Raw genomic sequence first — 21441 nt, forward strand, 5'->3', positions numbered from 1 at the left:
GTGATCGGAAGTACCGCCCTGGCCCTCACCCTGGTGGCCACGGCCTGTGGATCCTCCGGACCCGGAATGTCGGAGGACGCCCTCCAGGTCTGGGCGTTGGAGGAGGCGGCCGTCAACGACGTCCTCCAGGCCTCCATGGATTCCTACAACGAGGGCGCCGAGATCGACTCCGAGCTCGTCACCTTCGTCAACGACGCCTACAAACAGCGCCTCCAGGTCGCCCTCGGCTCCCCCAACGCCCCCGACGTCTTCTTCAACTGGGGCGGCGGCAACCTCAGCGAGTACGTCGACCAGGGCCAGGTGTTCAACATGACCACCGCCCTGGACGAGAACCCCGAGTTCCGGGACTCGTTCCTGCCCAGCGTCCTGGACGTCGCCCGGATCGAGGACGGCTACTACGGGGTGCCGATGCTCGGCATGCAGCCGGTGGTGCTCTTCACCAACAACGCCGTCCTCGAAGAATCCGGGTTGGAGGCCCCGCAGACCTACGACGAGCTGCTGGAGGCCATCGAGGTCCTCAAGCAGGACGAGGTCACCCCGATCGTCCTGCCCGGTGCCCAGGGTTGGACCCAACTGATGTGGCTGTCCTACCTGGTGGAGCGGATCGGCGGCCCCGACGTCTTCCAGGCCGTGGTCGACGGCGAAGAGGGCGCCTGGGAACACCCCGCCATGATCGAGGCCATGGAGAAGTGCCAGGAACTCGTCGAACTGGGCGCGTTCGGCCCCAACTTCGCCTCCATCGACTACGACGGCGGCGGCGCCTCGGCGATGCTCGCCAACGGTGACGCCGCGATGTTCCTGATGGGCAGCTGGGACCTGTCCCAGCAGCAGGAGAACCACCCCGACTTCGCCTCCGGCGGCGACCTCGGCTATGTCCCCTTCCCCACGGTGGAGGGCGGCGAGGGCGAGGAGGGCGCCGTCGTCGGCAACCCCAGCAACTACTTCTCCATCAACAACGACAGCCTCAACCCCGACGCGGCCGTCGACTTCCTGGTGGAGACCGTCACCTCCGACGAGTACGTGACCGGTCTGATCGACGCCGGCCAGGTGCCCGCCGTCGAGGGCATCGAGGACCAGCTCGCCGGCAGCGACTACGCGGACTTCGCGGTCTTCACCCACGGCATGGTCTCCGAAGCCCCCAGCTTCACCCAGTCCTGGGACCAGGCCATCCCGCCGGCCGCCGCCGAGGCCCTGCTGACCAACCTGCAGCTGCTCTTCCTGAGCGAGACCACTCCGGAAGACTTCGCCGAGGACATGGAGTCCTTCCTGTGAGGTCCACCCACACCACGGAGCGGCCCGGGTTCGTCTGGGTCGCTCCGGCCCTGCTGTTCTTCGGCCTGTTCGGACTGGGCCCGGTTTTGATCGTCCTGTACCTGAGCCTGACCGACTGGAGCGGGCTCGGCACCCCCGCGTGGGTGGGTCTGGACAACTGGGTCCGTCTGGGCGAGGACGAACAGGTGCGATCCAGCCTGGGCATCACACTGTTCCTGACCGTGCTGTGCTGGGCCACCCAGACACCGATGGCGTTGGCCTTCGGATCGTGGGCGGCCGGCACCCAGAAGTCCCGGGCCGTGGTGAGCTCGATCTTCTTCCTGCCCTTGCTACTGTCCACCGCGGCCATCGCCCTGCTCTGGAAGGCCATCCTCGAACCCCACTACGGGTTGCCCGGCCAGATCGGACCGCTGTTCGGGTTCAACGGCAACATCCTGGGCGACTCGACCCTGGCGCTGTACGCGATCGCGTTCATCGTGCTGTGGCAGTTCCTGCCGTTCCACATGCTGCTGTACCAGGCAGCGGCCCGTCAGGTGCCCCGGTCGCTCTACGAAGCGGCGGAACTGGACGGGGCCTCCCCGTTCCAACGGTTCCTGAGGATCACCGTCCCGCAACTGCGCCACACCATCATCGCCTCGTCGGTGCTGATGATCGTGGGGTCGATGACCTACTTCGAGACGGTCCTTCTGCTGACCAACGGCGGCCCGGGCAACGCCACCCGGATCCTGCCCCTGTACATGTACTCCCAGGGCTTCGTCTCCTTCGAGATGGGCTACGCGAGCGCGATCGCGGTCGTGCTGGTCGTCCTGGGAACCGGGATGTCGCTGCTGGTCGTGCGCGTGACCGGATACTCCCGCATGACCAGCCAGAGGGAGGGCATCTGACATGGCCCCGAACGTGAAGGACAGGCCGGTTCCCCGGCGGCGTCGTCGATCCGGCGGACGCCCCTCCTACTGGTCCGGGCTCGGCGCCGCCTTCTGGCTCGTCATCGTCGCCATCCCGCTGTACTTCCTCATCGCCACCAGCCTGCGCGGCTCCGGCGACTACATGTCGGAGGGGCCGCTGGCCATCCCCGACAGCCTCACCTTCGACAACTACCTCCACGTGTTCGAAGTGGGGTTCCTGAGGTTCCTGGGAAACAGCCTCGTCGTGGCACTCGGCGCGGTCGGCCTGGTGCTGCTCGTGGCGGTCCCGGCGGCGTTCGGCATCGTGCGCAGTCGCAGCCGCGTCGTGGCCACGACCTTCTCGCTGTTCCTGCTGGGGTTGGCGGTGCCCGCCCAGGCGGTGATCATCCCGGTGTACCTGCTCATCACCAGGATGAACCTGTACGACACCCTCATCGCCGTCATCCTGCCCACGGCGGCCTTCAGCCTGCCGATCTCCATCCTGGTGCTCACCAGTTCGCTGCGCGACGTGCCCGGGTCGTTGTACGAGGCGATGGCGTTGGACGGGGCGACCAACCGTCAGGTCTTCCTGCGTCTGGTGCTGCCGCTGTCGCGGCCGGGCGTGATGACGGTGGCGATCTTCGTGGGCCTCAACGCCTGGAACAACTTCATCTTCCCGCTGGTGCTGACCCAGTCCGAGTCCACGCGGGTCCTACCGCTGGGGTTGTGGGCGTTCCAGACCCAGTACGGAACCGACGTCCCCGGGCTGATGGCGGCCGTGGTGCTGTCGTCCCTGCCCATCCTCGCCCTGTACCTGTTCGGCCGCAGACAGTTGCTCGGTGGGTTGGCCGCCGGGTTCGGAAAGTAGTCCGAGGGGGCGCACCGAACACGGGACTCGGAGGCGCCCCCTCTCCGCATCACAGGTCGTCGTAGAAACCACCTCGAGGCGCGACCTTCAGCAACAAGACCACGAGCACATCATCGTCGATCTCGTAACGGATACGATAACCACCAACTCGAATCCGCCACATGTCGGTCTGTCCCTTGATCTGGACACGACCTTCTGGCCGAGGGTTTTCAGCCAGAGCTTCGATCGCTCGGCGCACACGCTTACGAACCGATCCATCAAGGTTCTTGATGCCTTTACGGGCTGCGTGGGTGTATCGCAGTTCGTACCGGCTCACTCCTCGTCTCCCCACACTTCGTCGTGGTCGAAGACTTCTTCTCTGCCGGCTCTCACATCTTCTGAGATCCGCACTGCTTCAGCGTCGTCATGTTCTTCGAGAAGCCGCTCATAGTGCTCGACCCAACTCGCAGGCACGAGCACGTATCCGGTGAGATCCCGACCCACCCCAGGAGTGCCCTCAGGGTCCACTGGCATCGCGGTCATGGCGTTCCCTCCACATCTGGATGGCGACTGCGAAGGACCCATGTGCGGAACAGGCATTCGACCTCGATGTCGTTGAACCATCTGTGCATGGGCCATCCCCACGTGCGCGGGGAACACTGCATATCATGTCCATCCTAGGCAACTTCGAGGCTCAGTCCCCCCGGTTTCGAACCCTGGTTCGCGGTATCGGGGCGGGGAAAATCGATTGATACTCCGTTCGGGGCCGCCGTAGGCTCCACTTCGCCGAGCTTCCGCCCCCTCACCCCAAGGTCGGTGTCCCAGGGTGTCGACCCCTGCCAAGAACCTGCTCTTCTTCGCCACACTGTGGCGATCGCATCGTCGGCTCACCGTGACGTGGTGGGCGCTGATCCTGGTCCAGGGGATCCTTCCCGCCGTGTTCGTCGTGGCGGTCGGCATGCTGGTCGGCGCGGTCGCCGGTGACGAATCGCTGCGTACGCCGTTGATCCTGATCGGTGTCGTCTTCGTCCTGATGCAGGTCATGACGCCCCTGCACACCCAGGTCGGCTCCCTGCTGGGCGAACAGGTCTCCGACCGCCTGCACGACCGGCTCCTGGCCGCCGCGAACGCCCCCGACGGTGTCGAGCACCTGGAGGACCGCGCGCACATGGACGAGTTGACCGCCGCGCGGGACTTCGACCTCGGTATGACCGGTCCACCCTTGCACCTGTCCATGGGCATCATCGCGGGCGGGCTGGTCGAGGCCGTGGCGGGCCTGGCCCAGGCGGTCGTCCTGGCCGGCTACGCCTGGTGGGCCCCCTTCCTGGTCGGCGGGGCCTGGCTCTCCACCCATTGGCTGTTGCGCGAGAGCTCACAGTGGGACCGCGATACCGGCGAGGTCCTGGACGCCCAACGCCGAGCCGAGTACTCCTACCGGTTGGCGGTGGACTCCCCCGCCGCCAAGGAGATCCGGCTCTTCGGCCTGGCGAGCCGGCTGACGGAGCGCTTCGCCGCGGACCGGCGCGACCTCGTCGAGCTGCGCTGGCACGCCACCCGGCTACGACGCAAACCGATGCGCTGGGCGGTGGCGGTACTCGTGGTCTCGGGAGGGCTGTTCTTCTGGTCCCTGGGCCGCGACGCCGCGTCGGGCGCCATCGACCCGGGGCAGGTGAGCACCTTCGCCTACGCCGCCGTCGGCGCGAGCGCGCTGGCCTTCGGCGGCCTGAACTGGGCCCTGTCCCTGGCCACCGACGCCGTGGCGTCGGTGCTTCGTGTGGAGCGGACGATGTCGACCACGGCCGCGGCACGTTCGGTGGTCTCCGGGCGAGAACCGGCGGAGGGCACGCCCACCTCCGAGATCCGGTTCCGTGACGTGGGGTTCTCCTACCCCGGCGGGTCGGCGCCGGTCCTGGACGGTCTCGACCTCACCGTCGAGGCCGGAAGTTCGCTGGCCGTGGTCGGCGTCAACGGGGCGGGCAAGTCCACCCTGGTCAAGCTGTTGTGCCGGCTCTACGACCCGGTCTCGGGAACGATCGAGGTGGACGGCACGGACCTGAGGGACCTGGACCTGGAATCGTGGCGCCGCCGCGTCAGCGCGATCTTCCAGGACTTCATCCGCTACGAACTGCCGCTCAAGGACAACGTCGCCCCGCTGGGCGCCTCCCCCGAGGAGGTCCAGGAAGCGTTGACGATCGCCGGCGCCACGGACCTGCGCGACGTGGAGACCGTGCTCTCCCCCGGGTACTCGAAGGGCACCGACCTGTCCGGTGGACAGTGGCAGCGGGTCGCCCTCGCCCGTGTGCTGTGCGCGGTGCACCAGGGCGCGGGCGTGGTCGTCCTGGACGAACCCACCGCCCAACTGGACGTGCGCGGGGAGGCCGAGGTCTTCGACCGGGTCCTGGCGGCCACCCGGGGGTGCACGACCATCCTCATCTCCCACCGCTTCTCCACGGTCCGAAGGGCCGACCGGATCTGCGTGGTGGACGAGGGCAGGGTGGTGGAGCTCGGAAGCCACGACGAACTCATGGCGCTGAAGGGCACCTACGCGCGGCTCTTCCGTCTCCAGGCCGCGCGATTCAACGAGGAACAGGACGGAGCCGACCGTGTCGAGTGAGGACCACCCGCTGCCCTCGTCCTGGCGGGCGCTGGCCCGAACGCTGCGCCTGGGTTGGGCGGCCTCCCCCGGGCTCATCGCCGTCGCGTTCGTCACGACCGTCGGCGCGGCCCTGCCCGACGTCCTGATCGCCATCGCCCTGGCCTGGCTCATCGACGCGGTGATCTCCGGTGCGGGGAGCCACATGGTCGTGGCCGCGGTGGCCTTGGGCGCGCTGGCCGCGTTGAGCTGGCTGCTGCGCGTGGTGAGCGAGCGGGCCGACCGCCGCTTCGCCGACCGCGCCGCCGTGTTCATGGAAGCGCACGTGGTCCGGTTGCAGGGCGGCATCCCCTCCCTGGAACACCACGAACGCCCCACCTACGTCGACCGCGCCCAACTCCTGCGCGACCACGCGGACACGCTCAGCGAGGTCTACCAGTACCTGTTCAAGGCGGTGGGCGCCATCCTGCGCCTGGCCCTGACCACGGCGTTGCTGATGACCATCCATCCCCTGCTCGGTCTGCTGTGCCTGTTCGCCGTGCCCACCAGCCTGGTCTCCCACTGGCGCGGAGGGGCGGAGCACGCCTTGGAGGAAAGGGTCGGCCACCACGAGCGTTTGGCGCGGCACTTCTTCCTACTCGGCACGAAGGCCTCACCCGGGCGCGAACTCCGTGTCGGTCGAGCACGGGAGCGGGTTCGGGAAGGTCGTCACCGGGCCTGGGAGGCGCGCCATCGGATCATGGCGCGGGCCCGGTGGGTCACCGCCGCGTGGCAGGCGGCGGCGCTGACGGTCTTCGCCGGCGCGTTCGTGTGCGCGCTGGTCTGGGTGTCCCTGGGTACCGGTTCGGCGGCCCAGGTGGTCCTGCTGCTCACCGCCGGGAGCCGACTGGCCCAGTACATCGGCCACATCCTGGGCCAGGTCCACTTCCTGCGCACCATCTGGTTGGAAGGGGGCCGCCGCCTGCTGTGGCTGGAGGAACTGGCCTCGGCCGCCGAGCGACGGGGCGTCGTGTCCGCGCCGGAGCGGGTGGGCGGCGGGATCACCCTGGACCGGGTGTCGTTCCGCTATCCGGGGACGGACCGACCCGTCCTGGAGGAGGTCTCGCTGCACTTGCCGGCGGGCGCGGTGGTGGCCGTGGTCGGCGAGAACGGGGCGGGCAAGTCCACGCTGGTCAAGCTACTGGCCAAGATGTACGAACCCGACTCCGGGCGGATCCTCGTCGACGGGCAAGACCTGGCCGGCATGGCGGCCGACACATGGCGCGAGCGGCTGTCGGGCGCCTTCCAGGACTTCGCCCGCTTCGAGTACCCGCTGCGTCTTTCCATCGGCCTCGGCGACCTGCCCCGGGCCGAGGAGGAGGACGCGGTCGAGCGGGCCGTCGAGCGCGCGGACGCGGGTGCCCTCGTCGAGCGGCTCCCCCGAGGACTGAGTACACAGCTGGGCAACACGTGGGCCCAAGGGGTGGAGCTGTCCGAGGGCCAGTGGCAAAAGGTCGCGCTCGCCCGCGGCTACATGCGCGACCACCCCCTGCTGCTGCTCCTGGACGAACCCGCGTCCGCGTTGGACGCCGAGACCGAGCACCTGTTGTTCGAGCGGTACGCGGAACGCGCCCGCGCCCTCCGCGGCCGGGACCATCTCACGCTTTTGGTCTCCCACCGGTTCTCGACCGTGCGCATGGCCGACCTCATCGTCGTCCTGGACGGGGCACGGGTGATCGAGCGGGGAACCCACGACGACCTCATGGAACTCGATGGGCGCTACGCCGAGCTGTACGGAATCCAGGCACGCGCCTATCGCGTCCGGAGCACGGGCGAGAACCGGTCCTCGTCGTGAGCGCGGGGGCCTTCGGGCACTGAGTCGACGAACGCTCAGACGCCGAGGGCCAGGCGGACGCCCAGGGCGAGCATGAGGACGGCGATGATCCCGTCCAGCGCCCGCCAGGCGCCGGGGCGCGCGAAGAAGGGACGCAGCAGCCGGGCCCCGAACCCCAAGGCGAAGAACCACACGAAGCTGCCGGTCAACGCCCCGGCCGACCACCACCAGCGGGCGTCGCCGACCTGCTGGTTGGCGAGCGAGCCCAGGAAGACCACGGTGTCCAGGTACACATGGGGGTTGAGCCAGGTCAGGGCCAGCGCGGTGAGGACGGCGGCACTCGACGCAGAGCGCGTACGGGTGCCGGTTCGCAGTGTGGTCACCGCGCCGCCGTCCCGCACGGGTTCGGGCTCCGGCCCCGCCGGAACCAGCGTCTGCGCCGCTCCCGGTTTCAGTGCCCGGTGCGCGGCGAGCAACCCGTACACGATGAGGAAGCCCGCGCCGAGGATCCGGATCACCACGAGCGCGGCGGGCATGGCCTGGACCAGGCCGCCGATGCCGACCACACCGGCGGCGATGAGGATCGCGTCGGAGAACGCGCAGACCAGGACCACCGCCAGAACCGTGCGGGGGTTTCCGTCGATGCCCAGGCGCAGGAGGTAGGCGTTCTGCGCGCCGATCGCGACGATGAGGGCGAGCCCGGTGCCCAGGCCGAGAAGTGCGGGAAAGAGCGTTTCGTTCACGTCCGGTAGCCTCCCCCGACCACGGGTCCGCAGTAAAGCTAAAGTTTCTTAGAAGGCTTAAGGGACGCTTAGGAGAGGCCGCGGATGCCGTTCCAGTTCGACCATCTGAGCACGCTGACCGCGCTGATCGACGAGGGCACCTTCGAGGCCGCCTCCGAACGGCTGCACGTGACCTCGTCCGCGGTGTCGCAGCGGATCCGGGCGATGGAACAGAGCGCCGGCAAGGTACTGGTGAGGCGGACCAACCCGGTTACCCCGACCGAGGCCGGCGACGCGGTGCTGCGCTACGCGCGTCAGGTGTTGCTGCTGGACCGGGAGGTGCTGTCCGAACTGCGCCAGGGCGGAGAGGAGCGGCGCGACCACGTGCCGCTCGCGGTCAACGCCGACAGCCTGTCCACCTGGTTCCTCGAAGCCCTCGCCGAACTGCCGGCCGAACTCGGCGCGGTGTTCGAGATCCACCGCGAGGACGAGGAGCACACCACGAGCCTGTTGCGTTCGGGTTCGGTGATGGCCGCGGTGACCTCCACCCCCGAGGCGGTGCAGGGATGTTCGGTCCGGGGTCTGGGCGTGATGCGCTACCAGGCGGTGTGCCACCCGGAGTTCGCCCAACGCCACGGGCTGCGCGGGGTCGAAGGGCTCAACGCGGCGCCGGTGGTGAACTTCGACCGCAAGGACGAACTCCAGGACCGTTTCCTACGGGACCTGACCGGTGAGGGCTCGACGGGGCCGCGCCACTACATCCCGGCCTCGGAGGACTTCGCCCGCACGGTGCTGCTGGGCCTGGGTTGGGGCGCCGTCCCCGAACAGCAGTGCCGGGCGCACCTGGAGAGCGGGCGGCTGGTGGCCTTGGCCCCGGAACACCCGGTGGAGGTGCGACTGTTCTGGCAGCGCTGGAACCTGCGCTCGCCCCTGCTCGACCGGATCACCGAATGCGTGCGCGCCGAAGCCGCCCTCCACCTCCACCCCATGTGACGTCGGTGGCACCGACCCGGTCAGGGTTTGCCGGCGGTGCTCTCCCTGGTGATCAACGCGAAGCCCGGCTGGAGCCGCCTCGGTTCGATGGCGTTGCCGGTGCCGGCGGCGAGGCGTTCCAGTAGGGCGTCGGTGGCCGCGCGGGCGATGCCGCGCTTGTGGGGGGCGACGGTGGTGAGGGTGGTGGCGCAGTAGCGCCCGTCCTCGATGTCGTCGAAGCCCACCACGGCGACGTCCTCGGGGACGCGCAGGCCACGGGTACCGAGGGTGCGCATGGCGCCTATGGCGATGAGGTCGTTGTAGCAGAACACCGCGTCCGGGCGGACCCCTGAGTCCAGGAGGCGGGCCATGGCCTGGGCACCGTCCTCGCGGGTGTAGCCGTCGGTGACCGCGATGAACTCCTCGCCGGTGGGGCGCCCGGTCTCGGACATGACCTCGCGCCATCCCTGGAGTCGCAGGTGGGCGGTCTGGCGGGCACGGCCGTGGCGTGCCCCGAGGAAGGCGATTCGGCGGCGGCCGAGCTCGACCAGGTGGGCGGCGGCGGTGCGGGCGGCCGCGACGTTGTCTATGGCGATGTGGTCGTAGGGGGCGTCGTACTGGCGTTCACCGAGCAGGACCAGGGGCGCGTCGCTGTCGCGGGCGAGCAGGTCCTCGTTCTCCAGTTCGATGGGGCTGAGGATCAGTCCGTCGATGACCCTGGCGCGGAACCCCTGGGCGAACAGGACCTCTTGGTCGCGACGGCCGCCGGTGTGATCGAGCAGAACGATGTACTCAAGGCCGCCCGCGTACTCGATGACGGCGTCGGCGAGTTCGGCGAAGTAGGGGTTGCCGAGCTCGGGCAGGGCGAGGGCGATCATCCCGGTCCGCCCCTTGCGCAGGTGGCGCGCGGTGAGGTTGGGCCGGTATCCGAGCTCGTCGATGACCCGCTGGACGCGCTGGCGGGTCTGGGGTGTGACGTGCCGGTAGCCGTTGACCACGTTGGACACCGTCTTGATCGACACCCCCGCCCGCTGTGCGACGTCCTTCAGGCTGATACCCACGCGCTCCTCCTCCGCCGGACGGGGCGCCCGGGATCGGTGACCTTTGTTCGGTGTCCTTTCCATCGTTATACAACACGGGCGCCGGCCCTGCCCAGCCGTGCCGGGGAGCCCGATTCCGCTGTCACATCGGTGTTCCACGAGTTTCGATTAAGGGTCTGGACAGAGCCCTCGGTTCGTGTTCTCATCATCGCCAAGTCAGGTTTCCCACGTTGTAAATGCGCGGACCACTCACGGCCCGCACCTCGACACGGAGAACCCACATGCGACAACCCCCCGTCAGCACCCCCATCCCCGGCCGACGTCCATGGGTCCGAGCGACCGCCCCCGTTCTGGCCGCGATCCTGACCCTCTCCGCGCTGTCGGCCTCCCCCGCCGGCGCGCGACCCGAACTCCCTTTGACGACCCCCTGGACCGACGAGGTCTCCCCCGACAACGCCCTTCCGGACTACCCGCGCCCGCAGATGGTCCGCGAGGACTGGGAGAACCTCAACGGAACCTGGCAGTGGGCGCCCGCGGAGGAGGGCGAGGAGCCCCCGTTCGACACCGACCTGGACGGCGAGATCCTCGTCCCCTACCCGATCGAGTCCGCGCTGTCGGGCGTACAGGAACACCACGACCGGGTCTGGTACCGGCGCAGCGTGGAGGTCCCCGACTCCTGGGACGGCGACCGGGTCCTGCTGAACTTCGGCGCCGTGGACTGGGACTCTCGGGTGTGGGTCAACGGCACCTCCGTGGGCTCGCACACCGGCGGCTACGACAAGTTCTCCTTCGACGTCACCGACGCCCTCCGAGAGGGCGAGAACGAGATCATCGTCGGGGTGTACGACCCCGGCGACGCGGGTGAACAGCCGGTGGGCAAGCAGCGCCTGGAGCCCGGCGGTATCTGGTACACCACCCACACCGGTATCTGGCAGACCGTGTGGATGGAGCCGGTCCCCGAAACCCACGTCACCCGGTTGGACATCACCCCGGACGTGCCCGGCGAACGACTGGACGTGGTCGTGAACGCGGCCGGCTCCGACGACTCCACCGCCACGGTGACGGTCCGCGACGCCGAGGGCGCGGAGGTCGGCTCGGCCACCGGCGCGACGAACTCCGCGATCACCGTGGACGTCCCCGACCCGCACCTGTGGAGCCCGGACGACCCCTACCTGTACGACGTCGACGTCACACTGGACTCGGGCGACGGGGTCGCCGGCTACACGGGTATGCGTTCGATCGAGGTGGGACGGGTCGACGGGGTGACCCGCCCCCTCCTCAACGGCGAGTACGTCTTCCAGGTCGGCACCCTGGACCAGGGTTACTGGCCCGACGGCATCTCCACCGCGCCCACCGACGAGGCCCTGCGCTTCGACATCGAGTCGCACAAGGACCTGGGCTTCAACACCATCCGCAAGCACGTGAAGGTGGAACCGGACCGCTGGTATTACTGGGCCGACCGGCTCGGTGTGATGGTCATGCAGGACATGCCGTCGATGTCCGGCGACCCCGGCCAGGAGGGGCGTGAGCAGTTCGAGACCGAGTTGCGCGCCCTGGTGGACGAACACCGTTCCTTCCCGTCGATCGTCAACTGGATCGTGTTCAACGAGGCCTGGGGCCAGTACGACGAGGACGCCCGGATCACCCAGGACGTCAAGGACTCCGACCCCTCCCGCCTGGTCACCGGCGCCTCGGGCTGGCACGACACCGGCAACGGCGACATCGTCGACTCCCACATCTACGTCGGCCCCGGCGACCCCGCCCCGGCCGAGGAGGACCGCGTCTCGGTGCTGGGCGAGTTCGGCGGCTACAACCTGCCCGTCGAAGGCCACGAGTGGAGCCCGGGCGACGGGTTCGGCTACGAGGACATCACCGACGGGGAGTCGCTGGCCACCCGATACTCCGGTCTGATGGCGGGCGTGCAGCGCCTGGAACGCACGCACGGGCTGTCGGCGGCGATCTACACCGAGATCACCGACGTGGAGACCGAACTCAACGGGTTCTGGACCTACGACCGAAGGGTGCTGAAGGTCGACCCGGAGGTCATCGCCACCGCGCACGAGCGACTGCTGTCCGGTGAACCGGTCGGCGGGGTCGTCGACGTGCCGTTGGAGGAGAACCTGTCACTGCGGGTCACCACACCCGACCACCGGGACCGCTACCTGGCCCACTCCGAGGGGCTGGGCGTGACCACCCCGGTCGACGGCTCCAGCTCCGAGGAGACCCGCGCCGACGCCACCTGGCGTTTCGTGCCGGGCCTCGCCGACGACACCTGCGTGTCCGTGGAGTCGGTGAACTTCCCGGGCGAGTACCTGCGGCACAAGGAGTCGCGGGTGCACCGAGATCCCTCCGACGACAGCACGTTGTTCGCCCAGGACGCCACCTGGTGCGCGGTCCCCGGTCTCGGCGGCGAGGGCGTCTCCCTGCGCTCCTACAACTTCCCCGACCGGTATCTGCGCCACTACGAGTCCGAGCTGTGGCTGTCCGGGGCCGGCGGCGCCGGGGAGGACCGCGACACCTCCGAGAACTACGACCACGACGTGACCTGGTCCGTCGAAGACCCCTGGACCCCCTGATCCGACGCACCGGCGGAGAACGACCATGAACGAACAGCACCCCATCCCCCCTCGCGGCCCACGCCGCGCCCTGCTCACCACCGCGGCCGTGTGCGCCGCCCTGACCCTGGCCGCCACCGGCTGCGCCCGGGGAGAGGACGACACCGCCCCATCGGCGGCGGACGAGGGCGGCGGCGAGGGCCAGGCCCAGGTCCTGGACGAGGCCGCCAGTGGCGACGAGACCTGTAGCGCCGCCGATCACGGCATCGAGGCGTTCGACCTGACCGACAAGACGGTCGGGTTCTCTCAGTCCGAGGCCGAGTCCAACCCGTTCCGGATCACCGAGACGCAGTCGATCAAGGACGAGGCCGAGGAGCGCGGCGTCGACCTCATCACCTCCAACGCCCAGTCGGACTTCGCCCAGCAGATCAGCGACGTGCAGGACCTGATGTCGCAGGGCGCGGAGGTGCTCATCATCGCCCCGCTCAACTCCGACGGGTGGAAGCCGGTCCTGGACGCGGCCGAGTCCGCCTCGGTCCCGATCATCACCATCGACCGGCCCATCAACGGCACCGCCTGCGCCGACTTCGTCACCTTCATCGGCTCGGACTTCGTGGAGCAGGGCCGACGGGCCGCCGACCAGATGATCGACACGCTCGGTGGGGAGGGCGAGGTCGCCATCCTGTTGGGCGCGCCCGGCAACAACGTCACCACGGACCGCACCGACGGGTTCGTGGAGCGGTTGGAGGCCGAGGCGCCCGACATCGAGATCGTGTTCGAGCAGTCCGGCGACTTCACCCGTGAGGGCGGCCAGTCGGTGACCGAGCAGCTCATCCAGACCGAGCCGGACATCGACGGGATCTACGCGCAGAACGACGAGATGGGCATCGGTGCCGTGACCGCGCTCAACGGCGCGGGCAAGGCACCGGGTGACGTCGCGATCGTCACCGTGGACGGCACGGAGGCGGCGGTGGAGCACATCGTCGACGGGTGGATCTCCGCGGTGATCGAGTCGAACCCGCGGTTCGGTCCACTGGCGTTCGAGGCCGCCGAGGCGTTCGGCGCCGGTGAGGAGGTCGGGACGAACCTCATCATCACCGACCGCGAGTACGACGCCGCCAACGCCGAGGAGGAACTCGGCAATGCGTACTAGTCCGGTCCTGGACACCCGTGGGCTGACCAAACGGTTCCCGGGTGTCCTGGCCCTGGACGGGGTGGACCTCACCCTGCGGCCCGGTGAGGTCCACGCGCTGGTCGGTGAGAACGGCGCCGGCAAGTCCACCCTGATCAAGGTGCTGACGGGCGTGTACCGTCCCGACGGCGGGGAGATGTGGCACCACGGCGAACCCGCCCGCTTCACGACCCCTCTGCACGCGCAGCGCGCCGGGATCGCCACCATCTACCAGGAGGTCGACCTCCTGCCGTTGCTGAGCGTGGCCCGCAACCTGTATCTGGGGCGTGAGCCCAAGCGGTTCGGGCTGATCGACTTCACGCGCATGCATCATCGGGCCGCCGAGACGCTGCGCGGATACGGAGTGGCCGTGGACGTGCGGCGCCCGCTCGGTTCACTGTCCATGGGCGCCCGGCAGATGGTGGCGTTGGCGCGCGCGGTGTCGGCCGACGCCCGTGTGGTCGTCATGGACGAGCCCACGTCGTCGTTGGAGCCGCGAGAGGTCGAGACCCTGTTCGGGGTGATCGACCGGTTGCGTGAGGACGGCGTGGCCGTGGTGTACGTGAGTCACCGGTTGGACGAGCTGTACCGGGTGTGCGACCGGGTGACCGTGCTGCGGGACGGTCGGGCGGTGCACACCGGTGCGATGGCCGACCTGAGCCGGTTGCGGTTGGTGTCCCTGATGTTGGGCCGGGACATGGAGCGGGTGGAGCGCGAGGGCGCCACCACCTTCTCCGGTGAACGGGAGGCGTGGGCGGGCACCCCGGCCTTGGAGGCCGAGGGGCTCACCGCCCGGCACCGGTTGCGCGAGGTGTCGTTGACCATCCGTCCCGGCGAGGTCGTCGGGCTCGGCGGCCTGTTGGGATCCGGGCGCACCGAGACCGCGAAGGCGATCGCCGGGGCCCTGCCGCTGGACGCGGGGAGCGTGTCGGTGGTGGGGACCCCGCTCAAGCGCGGTTCGTCCGTCCCGGCCGCGATCCGAGCCGGGGTGAGTCTGCTGCCGGAGGACCGCAAGCACGAGGGCATCGTGCCGGGGCTGTCCATCCGGGAGAACATCGCGCTGGCCGCGATGCCTCGGTTGAGCCGGTTCGGGCTGGTGGCGGAGAAGCGGGTGGACGAGGTGGTGCGGGTGTTCATGGAACGCCTGCGCATCAAGGCCGTGGGCCCGCACCAGAAGGTGGAGGAGCTGTCCGGCGGCAACCAGCAGAAGGTTCTGTTGGCGCGCTGGTTGGCGCTCAACCCCAAGGTGCTGCTGCTCGACGAACCCACGCGCGGGATCGACGTGGGCGCCAAGGCGGAGGTGCAGCGGTTGGTCGACGAGCTCGCCGAGGAGGGGTTGGGCGTACTGCTCATCTCCTCGGACCTGGAGGAACTGGTGGCGGGCGCCGATCGTGTGGTGGTGCTCAAGGACGGTGCGGTGGTGGGTGAGTTGGCGGGCGCTCAGGTCACCGAGGACGCCCTGATGGCGGCGATCGCCCAAGGGCCGGACGGGGGTGAGGGAAGGTGAGCCCGGACACCGCGACCCGGCCGGCTCGAGGTCGGGTGGACGGGGACCGGCTCCTGCGCTGGTCGCGGGAGTACGGCGTGTACGTCGGCGTGGCGCTGATCGTGCTGTTCAACATCGTGTTCACTCCCAACTTCCTGTCGCTGGAGAACTTCCGCACCCAGGCCGTGCAGGTCGCCCCGGTACTGATCGTGGCGCTGGGCATGGCGTTGGTGATCGCCACCGGCGGCATCGACCTGAGCGTCGGCTCGGTGATGGCGCTGTCGGCGGCGGTGATCTCCCTGTACCTGGGATACGGCCCGATCGTGGCGGTGCTCATCGCGATCGTGGTGGGCGCGTTGGCCGGTGCGGTCAACGGCGTGCTCGTGGCGTTCGCGGGGATCCAGGCGATCATCGCGACGCTGGCGATGATGATCGGCGGCCGGGGTGTGGCGCTGGTGCTGTTGCCGCAATTGGACGGGATCCGCAACCCGGGGCTACGGGCCCTGGGCTCGGGGTCGTTCCTGGGCGTGCCCTACCTGGTGTGGATCGCGGCGCTGCTGGTGGCGCTGGTGGCGTTCCTGGTCAGGCGCACCGTGTTCGGCCGTCGGCTTGTCGCCGTCGGTGGCAACCGGCGCGCGGCCGAGCTGTCCGGTCTGCCGGTGCGCCGGGTGTTGCTGGGCGTGTACGCGTTGTGCGGCGCCTTGGCGGCCGTGGCCGGGGTCCTGGTGACCGCCCGGTTGCAGGCGGCCGATCCCAACTCGGTGGGCGTGCTCATCGAGTTGTCGGCGATCACCGCGGTGGTGGTCGGCGGCACCCCGTTGACCGGCGGGCGGGTGCGGATCGCCGGAACGGTCGCCGGCGCGGTGTTGATGCAACTGCTGGTGGCCACGTTGATCAAACACGACCTGCCGCCGTCGTGGACGCAGATGGCGCAGACCGCGGTGATCATCGCCGCCGTCTACCTGGCCCGGGATCGAGGGAGGACATGATCACCACGTCGAAGGAGGCTTCGGTCGCCTCGATCCCCTGGCGGGAACTCGCGCGACGGCACGGCGCCCTGCTGGTGTTGTTGCTGGTGGTGGCGGTGGCCGGGATGACCCTGGACGGGTTCCTGGCCCTGGGCAACCTGAACCGGGTGCTGGTTAGCGCCTCGTTCCTGGCGATCATCGCGCTGGGCATGACGTTCGTGATCGTCACCGGCGGGATCGACCTGTCGGTGGGCACGGTGTTCGCGCTCGGCGGGGTGTCCGCGGCGTGGGCGTCCCAGTACGGGAGCCTGGCGCTGCTGGTGGTGCCGCTGGTGGTGTGCGGGCTCATCGGCCTGCTCAACGGGGTGCTGATCGCCCGCGCGGGGCTGGCCCCGTTCATCGTGACCCTGGCGACCATGCTGGGCGCGTGGGGGCTGATGCTGTCGATCTCCGACGAGGGCAACACCACCTACCTGGTGCCGGAGGGGCTGGCGTTGGCCCCGCTGGTGCACGGCCGGCTCTTCGGCGTGCTGGGATACTCGTTCCTGCTGGTGGTGGCGTTGTTCTTCGTGGGCGGCCTGGTACTGCGCCGCACCACGGCGGGCCAGCACGTGTACGCGGTGGGCGGCGACGAACGGACCGCCGCGCTCATGGGCGTTCCGGTGGCGCGCACCAAGGTGGCCGTGTACACGTTCTCCGGGTTGTGCGCGGGGGCGGCGGGCGCGCTGAACGCGTTGTGGTTGGGGTCGGGCGTGACGATCTTCGGGATCGGCATCGAACTCCAGGCCATCTCCGCGGTGGTGATCGGCGGGACGTTGCTGACCGGCGGTTACGGGTTCGTGGCCGGCACCCTGGGCGGCGTGCTCCTGCTCGGCGTCATCCAGAACATCATCAACGCGGTCGGCACGCTGACCTCGGCCTTCCAGGAGGTCGTCAGCGGGCTGTTCCTGGTCGTGGTGGTGTTGATCCAAAGCCGGCTCAGGGGAGGACCGACAGGTCCCGTTCGGTGACCAGACCGAAGTGCAGGGCCTTCTCGGTGAGCATGTCCACCCGCCAGTCCTGCCCCTGGCGGGCGTCCTCCGGTTCCACGCGGAACTTGCTCTTGAGCAGGTAGTCGATGTGGGAATTGACCGCGGCCTTGGACAGCTTCAGCCGTTCGGCGACCTGGTGCTGGGTGGGCGTGTACCGGGTGCCCGGGTCGCGCAGGCGGGGTTCGCAGAAGGCGGCCAGCACCCGGTAGTAGGTGTGCAGACGGTCGATCCGGAAGCTGCGGATGTCGGTGCGTTCGGCGTGGGTGTCGGTGGTGTCGGCCTCCATGAACGGTTCCCCGGAGGGCACCAGCACGCTGCTGCACGCGGCGGGCGCCATCACCAGGAACCCGTGCTCGCCCTGGCCTCCGGGGACCAGTACCCGGGAGGTCTCGAAGGGCACCAGCATGCCCTGGGTGTGCGGCGGGACCTGGACGAACCCGGCGAGCCGTTCGGTGTTCTCCACGACGTAGGACTTGGTGGGGCTGAGGTTGCTGATCCGCCAGTGGTCCCCGTGCGAGACGATCTCGCCCGCCACCCGCGAGACCGCCCGGTCGCCTGCGGCCAACGGGATGTCCACCTGACGGTTGCGCCCACCACGTCCGAAGGTGCGGGACTCCCCCGTCTCCAGGTGGTGGGTGTCCATGGGGGTGTCACCGTCGTAGTCCTGCTGGACGGTGATGATCTGTTCGGAGTCGTCGGGTGAGGGGAACACGCTCATGTGCCGTCTCCAAAGGGGGTCGAGTCCTTGAGGATACTGCGTTCCCCTTGGGACGACGCGGGTTTCGCCGAGGCCCGGCCGCCCCGGGGCGGCCGGGCCGGAGGGTGTCAGTCCTCGTAGAGGGCGTCGATCTCGTCGGCGTGACCTTCGGCCACCACGCGGCGGCGCAGTTTGAGAGAGGGGGTCAGCTCACCGGTCTCCGGCCCCCACTCCCGTGACAACACCCGGTACCGCTTGATCTGTTCGGCGCGGTTGAGGCGACCGTTGGCCGCCATCACGGCCTCTTCGATCTCGGCGATGACCTCCGGGTGGGCGGCCAGTTCCTCCCCCGTCGCCTCGATCCCCTTGGAGGCGGCCCACAGCGGGGCCAGTTCGGGGTCGAGCACGATGAGCGCCACCAGGTAGGGGCGGCCATCACCGTGCGCGAAGGCCTGGCCGACCAGCGGATGTTCCTTGAGGGTGTTCTCCACCAGTGCCGGCGACACGTTCTTGCCGCCGGAGGTCACGATGATCTCCTTCTTGCGGTCGGTGATCCACAGGAAGCCGTCCTCGTCGACCCGGCCCACGTCACCGGTGGCGAACCAGCCGTCGGCGTCGGTGTCGGGACGGACGGTTCCGTCCGCCCCCAGGTATCCCTCGAAGACGGAGGCCCCGCGCAGGAAGACCTCACCGTCCTCTCCCAGACGCATCTGGACGCCCTCGATGGGGCGACCGACCGAGCCGAGCCGGAACCCCCCGGCTTCGGGAACGTTCATGGTGGCCACGCCCACGGACTCGGTGAGGCCCCAGACGTCCATGATCACGATGCCGAGGGAGGCCCAGAAACGGACCACCTCCAGGGGCATGGGCGCCGAGGCGCTGGAGGGCAGGAGCACCCGGTCCAGCCCCATCTTGGCCAGCAGTGGTTCGAGGACCGTGGAGTGGGCCCGCCGGTAGCGTTCCGCCAGTTCGGCGGGGACCTCGCCGTCGCGTTCGAGCCGTTCGACGTGTTCGGTGGCCACCGCCCGGGCCTGGTCGATGGCGGTGCGTTTCTCCTCGGGCAGGGAGGACAGGACCGCCTGGACGGCTCCGGCGAACTTCTCCCACACGCGCGGCACCCCGAGGAAGTGCGGGGGTCGTACCTGTGGCAGGACCCCGACCACCGCGGTGGGGTCGGCGCACATCCACACGTGCGAGACGCGTACCAGCGGCATGTACACGCTCAGCATGCGCTCGGCGATGTGGGCCAGTGGCAGGTAGCAGACGTGGTCGGGGAACTCCGGGAGTTCCAGGGCCGCGTCCAGGGCACCGGCCTGGGCCAGGACCCGCCGGTGCGAGATCGCCACGCCCTTGGGGTCGCCGGTGGTGCCGGAGGTGTAGACGACGGTGACGAGGTCGTCCGGGACGCGGTCGCGCCAACGGTCGGCAGCCCCCGAGGGGGTCGCCGCGGTGAGGGTGGCGTAGGGGGTGTGGCCTCGGTCGGGATCGGCGCCCTCGACCACGACCAGTCGCTCCAACGGGGTGTCGGGGTCCTTGAGCAGGCTCTCCCAGAGGGCGGCCACCTCCGTGTTCTCGACGACGGCGACGCGGGCCCGGCTGTGCCGGGCGATGTGGGTGATCTGTTCGGCGGCGGAGGTGGAGTAGACGGTGGTGGGGACGGCCCCGGCCTGGACCAGGGCGAGGTCGGAGAGCCAGTGTTCGGGCCGGTTGCCCATCATGATGAGGGCGTGGTCGCCGGCTCGGACGCCGAGCGAGGCGTAACCCTCGGCCAGGGCGACGACGGTGTCGTGGGCCCGCGCCCAGGTCAGGGTGGTCCAGTCGGTGGCACCGGGTTCGCGCCAGGACAGTGCCGGGCGATCGGGGTGATCGCGTGCGTTGCTCAGGAGGAGTTCGGGAAGGGTGCGGTTCGTGGGGGCGTCCGCGGTGCCGGGAACGGAGGTCATGTGTACTCCTGGGGGCGACTTCCTCGATGTGTGACTTGGGACACACATCACCCTAGTCCTTTCGGTTTTCAAGGGAAAGGGTGCGGCTTTTCGCACCCCTGGGCCCCAAGGCTGGACAGAACGGAAAGCGGACTGCTACCCATGGGTAACATCGATACGTAACCACCGGTAACACCCCTGCCCGACCCCAAGGAGCCACCCCCATGTCCGACTTCTCGCTCCAACTCCCCGAAGAGATCAGCGACGTCCGAGACTGGACCCACGGGTTCGCCAAGGACGTCATCCGCCCCGCCGGGGCCGAATGGGACGAGCGTGAGGAGACGCCCTGGCCGATCATCCAGGAGGCCGCCAAGATCGGCCTGTACTCCCTGGACTTCTTCGCCACCCAGGCCTTCGAGGAGAGCGGCCTGGGCATGGTCGTGGCCATCGAGGAGATGTTCTGGGGCGACTCCGGCATCGGCCTGTCCATCATGGGCACCGGCCTGGCCGCCGCCTCCCTCAGCGCGACGGGCACTCCCGAGCAGATCGGTGAGTGGGCGCCGCAGATGTTCGGCACCCCCGACGACGTCAAGCTCGGCGCGTTCTGCGCCTCCGAGCCCAACGCCGGCTCCGACGTCTCCGCCATCAAGACCCGCGCCGTCTACGACCAGGCCAAGGACGAGTGGGTCCTCAACGGCGTCAAGACCTGGGCCACCAACGGCGGCATCGCCGACGTCCACATCGTGATCGCCTCGATCGAACCCGAACTGGGCTCGCGCGGGCAGGCGTCCTTCATCATCCCGCCGAACACCCCGGGGCTGTCGCAGGGGCAGAAGTTCCAAAAGCACGGCATCCGCGCCTCGCACACCGCCGAGGTGGTCCTGGACGACGTGCGCGTGCCCGGATCCTGCCTGGTGGGCGGCAAGGACAAGCTCGACGAGCGTCTGGCCCGCGCCAAGGAGGGCAAGCGCTCCAAGGGACAAGCCGCCATGAAGACCTTCGAGACGACCCGTCCCGTCGTGGGCGCGATGGCGGTCGGCACCGCCCGCGCCGCCTACGAGTACGCCCGCGACTACTCCGTCCAGCGCGAGCAGTTCGGCAGACCCATCGGTGACAACCAGGGCGTGGCGTTCCTGCTGGCCGACATGGCCACCCGCGTCGACGCCGCGCGCCTGCTGGTCTGGCGCGCCGCGTGGATGGCCCGTAACGGCAAGGACTTCGACAACGCCGAAGGTTCCATGAGCAAGCTCTACGCCTCCGAGACGGGCACCTTCGTCACTCAGAACGCCCTGCGCATCCTGGGCGGCAACGGCTACACCCGCGAGTACCCGGTGGAGCGTTGGCACCGCGACGCCACGATCTACACGATCTTCGAGGGTGCCAGCGAGATCCAGAAGCTCATCATCGGCCGCACCATCACCGGCCTGCCCGTCCGGTAGGAACGGCGCGGTCCGTACATGGGGAGGAG

Annotated in this window: 18 protein-coding genes; 12 read left to right on the forward strand and 6 right to left on the reverse strand. The window is 69.2% G+C overall.

From position 1 onward, the window contains the following. From ACWGKS_RS11050 to ACWGKS_RS11060, 3 genes are read left to right on the forward strand one after another with little or no spacing between them, the layout of a single operon-like run. Complete coding sequence (locus ACWGKS_RS11050) at positions 1-1272, forward strand: ABC transporter substrate-binding protein (protein ID WP_452455555.1); 1272 nt, start codon at positions 1-3, stop codon at positions 1270-1272. Further along, positions 1269-2156 (forward strand): carbohydrate ABC transporter permease, encoded by an 888-nt coding sequence (locus ACWGKS_RS11055; RefSeq protein WP_358513453.1) that lies wholly within the window; start codon positions 1269-1271, stop codon positions 2154-2156. The genes ACWGKS_RS11050 and ACWGKS_RS11055 overlap by 4 nt, the downstream gene beginning before the upstream one ends. Before the next feature lies 1 nt (position 2157). Continuing rightward, positions 2158-3024: a carbohydrate ABC transporter permease gene (locus ACWGKS_RS11060; protein WP_358513455.1), complete on the forward strand. Its 867-nt coding sequence runs from the start codon at positions 2158-2160 to the stop codon at positions 3022-3024. A gap of 49 nt (positions 3025-3073) precedes the next feature. On the opposite strand, the gene ACWGKS_RS11065 is transcribed toward ACWGKS_RS11060, so the two are convergent. Both ACWGKS_RS11065 and ACWGKS_RS11070 read right to left on the reverse strand, forming a co-directional pair. Continuing rightward, positions 3074-3340 carry a type II toxin-antitoxin system RelE family toxin gene (locus ACWGKS_RS11065; protein ID WP_358513457.1) on the reverse strand — a complete coding sequence of 89 codons (267 nt, stop codon included), beginning with the start codon at positions 3338-3340 and terminating at the stop codon, positions 3074-3076. Then, the gene (locus ACWGKS_RS11070; protein WP_358513459.1) at positions 3337-3546 is read right to left on the reverse strand and encodes a hypothetical protein; all 210 of its coding nucleotides are present in this window, start codon (positions 3544-3546) and stop codon (positions 3337-3339) included. The genes ACWGKS_RS11065 and ACWGKS_RS11070 overlap by 4 nt, the downstream gene beginning before the upstream one ends. A gap of 283 nt (positions 3547-3829) precedes the next feature. Here ACWGKS_RS11070 and ACWGKS_RS11075 point away from each other — a divergent pair, with 283 nt between their 5' ends. Together ACWGKS_RS11075 and ACWGKS_RS11080 are read left to right on the forward strand one after the other, a co-directional pair. Continuing rightward, positions 3830-5617, forward strand: coding sequence for an ABC transporter ATP-binding protein (locus ACWGKS_RS11075; protein ID WP_452455554.1), 1788 nt, complete (start codon positions 3830-3832; stop codon positions 5615-5617). Beyond that, positions 5607-7430 carry an ABC transporter ATP-binding protein gene (locus tag ACWGKS_RS11080; RefSeq protein WP_358513463.1) on the forward strand — a complete coding sequence of 608 codons (1824 nt, stop codon included), beginning with the start codon at positions 5607-5609 and terminating at the stop codon, positions 7428-7430. Before ACWGKS_RS11075 ends, ACWGKS_RS11080 begins: the two co-directional genes overlap by 11 nt. Before the next feature lie 35 nt (positions 7431-7465). Here ACWGKS_RS11080 and ACWGKS_RS11085 read toward each other — a convergent pair whose 3' ends face one another. Further along, the gene (locus ACWGKS_RS11085; RefSeq protein ID WP_452522483.1) at positions 7466-8152 is read right to left on the reverse strand and encodes a LysE/ArgO family amino acid transporter; all 687 of its coding nucleotides are present in this window, start codon (positions 8150-8152) and stop codon (positions 7466-7468) included. Between the two features lie 84 nt (positions 8153-8236). On the opposite strand from ACWGKS_RS11085, the gene ACWGKS_RS11090 reads away from it, so the two are divergent. Beyond that, positions 8237-9124, forward strand: a complete 888-nt coding sequence (locus ACWGKS_RS11090) for a LysR family transcriptional regulator ArgP (protein ID WP_358513467.1) — start codon at positions 8237-8239, stop codon at positions 9122-9124. A gap of 20 nt (positions 9125-9144) precedes the next feature. Here ACWGKS_RS11090 and ACWGKS_RS11095 read toward each other — a convergent pair whose 3' ends face one another. Further along, positions 9145-10164: a LacI family DNA-binding transcriptional regulator gene (locus tag ACWGKS_RS11095; protein WP_358513469.1), complete on the reverse strand. Its 1020-nt coding sequence runs from the start codon at positions 10162-10164 to the stop codon at positions 9145-9147. Between the two features lie 260 nt (positions 10165-10424). Between ACWGKS_RS11095 and ACWGKS_RS11100 the strand changes: the two genes are divergently transcribed. Genes ACWGKS_RS11100 through ACWGKS_RS11120 form a run of 5 tightly spaced genes read left to right on the forward strand, consistent with a single transcriptional unit; the run spans position 10425 to position 17333 of the window. Continuing rightward, complete coding sequence (locus ACWGKS_RS11100) at positions 10425-12719, forward strand: AbfB domain-containing protein (RefSeq protein ID WP_358513471.1); 2295 nt, start codon at positions 10425-10427, stop codon at positions 12717-12719. Between the two features lie 25 nt (positions 12720-12744). Beyond that, positions 12745-13851, forward strand: a complete 1107-nt coding sequence (locus ACWGKS_RS11105) for an ABC transporter substrate-binding protein (protein WP_452522486.1) — start codon at positions 12745-12747, stop codon at positions 13849-13851. Beyond that, positions 13841-15376: a sugar ABC transporter ATP-binding protein gene (locus ACWGKS_RS11110; protein ID WP_358513475.1), complete on the forward strand. Its 1536-nt coding sequence runs from the start codon at positions 13841-13843 to the stop codon at positions 15374-15376. The genes ACWGKS_RS11105 and ACWGKS_RS11110 overlap by 11 nt, the downstream gene beginning before the upstream one ends. Beyond that, on the forward strand, positions 15373-16344 hold the full coding sequence (locus ACWGKS_RS11115) for an ABC transporter permease (protein ID WP_358513477.1): 972 nt from the start codon (positions 15373-15375) through the stop codon (positions 16342-16344). The genes ACWGKS_RS11110 and ACWGKS_RS11115 overlap by 4 nt, the downstream gene beginning before the upstream one ends. Further along, a complete protein-coding gene (locus ACWGKS_RS11120; RefSeq protein ID WP_452522489.1) occupies positions 16341-17333 on the forward strand; it encodes an ABC transporter permease in 993 nt (330 codons plus the stop codon). The genes ACWGKS_RS11115 and ACWGKS_RS11120 overlap by 4 nt, the downstream gene beginning before the upstream one ends. Here the strand turns inward: ACWGKS_RS11120 and ACWGKS_RS11125 are convergent. Further along, entirely contained in the window at positions 17302-18072 is a 771-nt protein-coding gene (locus ACWGKS_RS11125; RefSeq protein WP_452522491.1) for a winged helix-turn-helix domain-containing protein, read from the reverse strand. The two genes, ACWGKS_RS11120 and ACWGKS_RS11125, sit on opposite strands and share 32 nt — an antisense overlap. Positions 18073-18179: 107 nt before the next feature. Continuing rightward, positions 18180-19994, reverse strand: a complete 1815-nt coding sequence (locus ACWGKS_RS11130) for an AMP-dependent synthetase/ligase (protein WP_358513483.1) — start codon at positions 19992-19994, stop codon at positions 18180-18182. Positions 19995-20197: 203 nt separating this feature from the next. Between ACWGKS_RS11130 and ACWGKS_RS11135 the strand changes: the two genes are divergently transcribed. Next, positions 20198-21412, forward strand: coding sequence for an acyl-CoA dehydrogenase family protein (locus tag ACWGKS_RS11135; RefSeq protein ID WP_358513485.1), 1215 nt, complete (start codon positions 20198-20200; stop codon positions 21410-21412). The last annotated feature ends 29 nt before the right edge of the window (positions 21413-21441 follow it).

It is taken from the genome of Nocardiopsis sp. NPDC055879, from assembly GCF_053615935.1.

Excerpts from the sequence above, each read along its gene's own strand:
- ACWGKS_RS11060 (WP_358513455.1), top strand. The coding sequence starts at position 2,158 with ATGGCCCCGAACGTGAAGGACAGGCCGGTTCCCCGGCGGCGTCGTCGA.
- ACWGKS_RS11070 (WP_358513459.1), bottom strand. The coding sequence starts at position 3,546 with ATGACCGCGATGCCAGTGGACCCTGAGGGCACTCCTGGGGTGGGTCGG.
- ACWGKS_RS11090 (WP_358513467.1), top strand. The coding sequence starts at position 8,237 with ATGCCGTTCCAGTTCGACCATCTGAGCACGCTGACCGCGCTGATCGAC.
- ACWGKS_RS11100 (WP_358513471.1), top strand. The coding sequence starts at position 10,425 with ATGCGACAACCCCCCGTCAGCACCCCCATCCCCGGCCGACGTCCATGG.
- ACWGKS_RS11105 (WP_452522486.1), top strand. The coding sequence starts at position 12,745 with ATGAACGAACAGCACCCCATCCCCCCTCGCGGCCCACGCCGCGCCCTG.
- ACWGKS_RS11110 (WP_358513475.1), top strand. The coding sequence starts at position 13,841 with ATGCGTACTAGTCCGGTCCTGGACACCCGTGGGCTGACCAAACGGTTC.
- ACWGKS_RS11120 (WP_452522489.1), top strand. The coding sequence starts at position 16,341 with ATGATCACCACGTCGAAGGAGGCTTCGGTCGCCTCGATCCCCTGGCGG.
- ACWGKS_RS11125 (WP_452522491.1), bottom strand. The coding sequence starts at position 18,072 with ATGAGCGTGTTCCCCTCACCCGACGACTCCGAACAGATCATCACCGTC.
- ACWGKS_RS11130 (WP_358513483.1), bottom strand. The coding sequence starts at position 19,994 with ATGACCTCCGTTCCCGGCACCGCGGACGCCCCCACGAACCGCACCCTT.
- ACWGKS_RS11135 (WP_358513485.1), top strand. The coding sequence starts at position 20,198 with ATGTCCGACTTCTCGCTCCAACTCCCCGAAGAGATCAGCGACGTCCGA.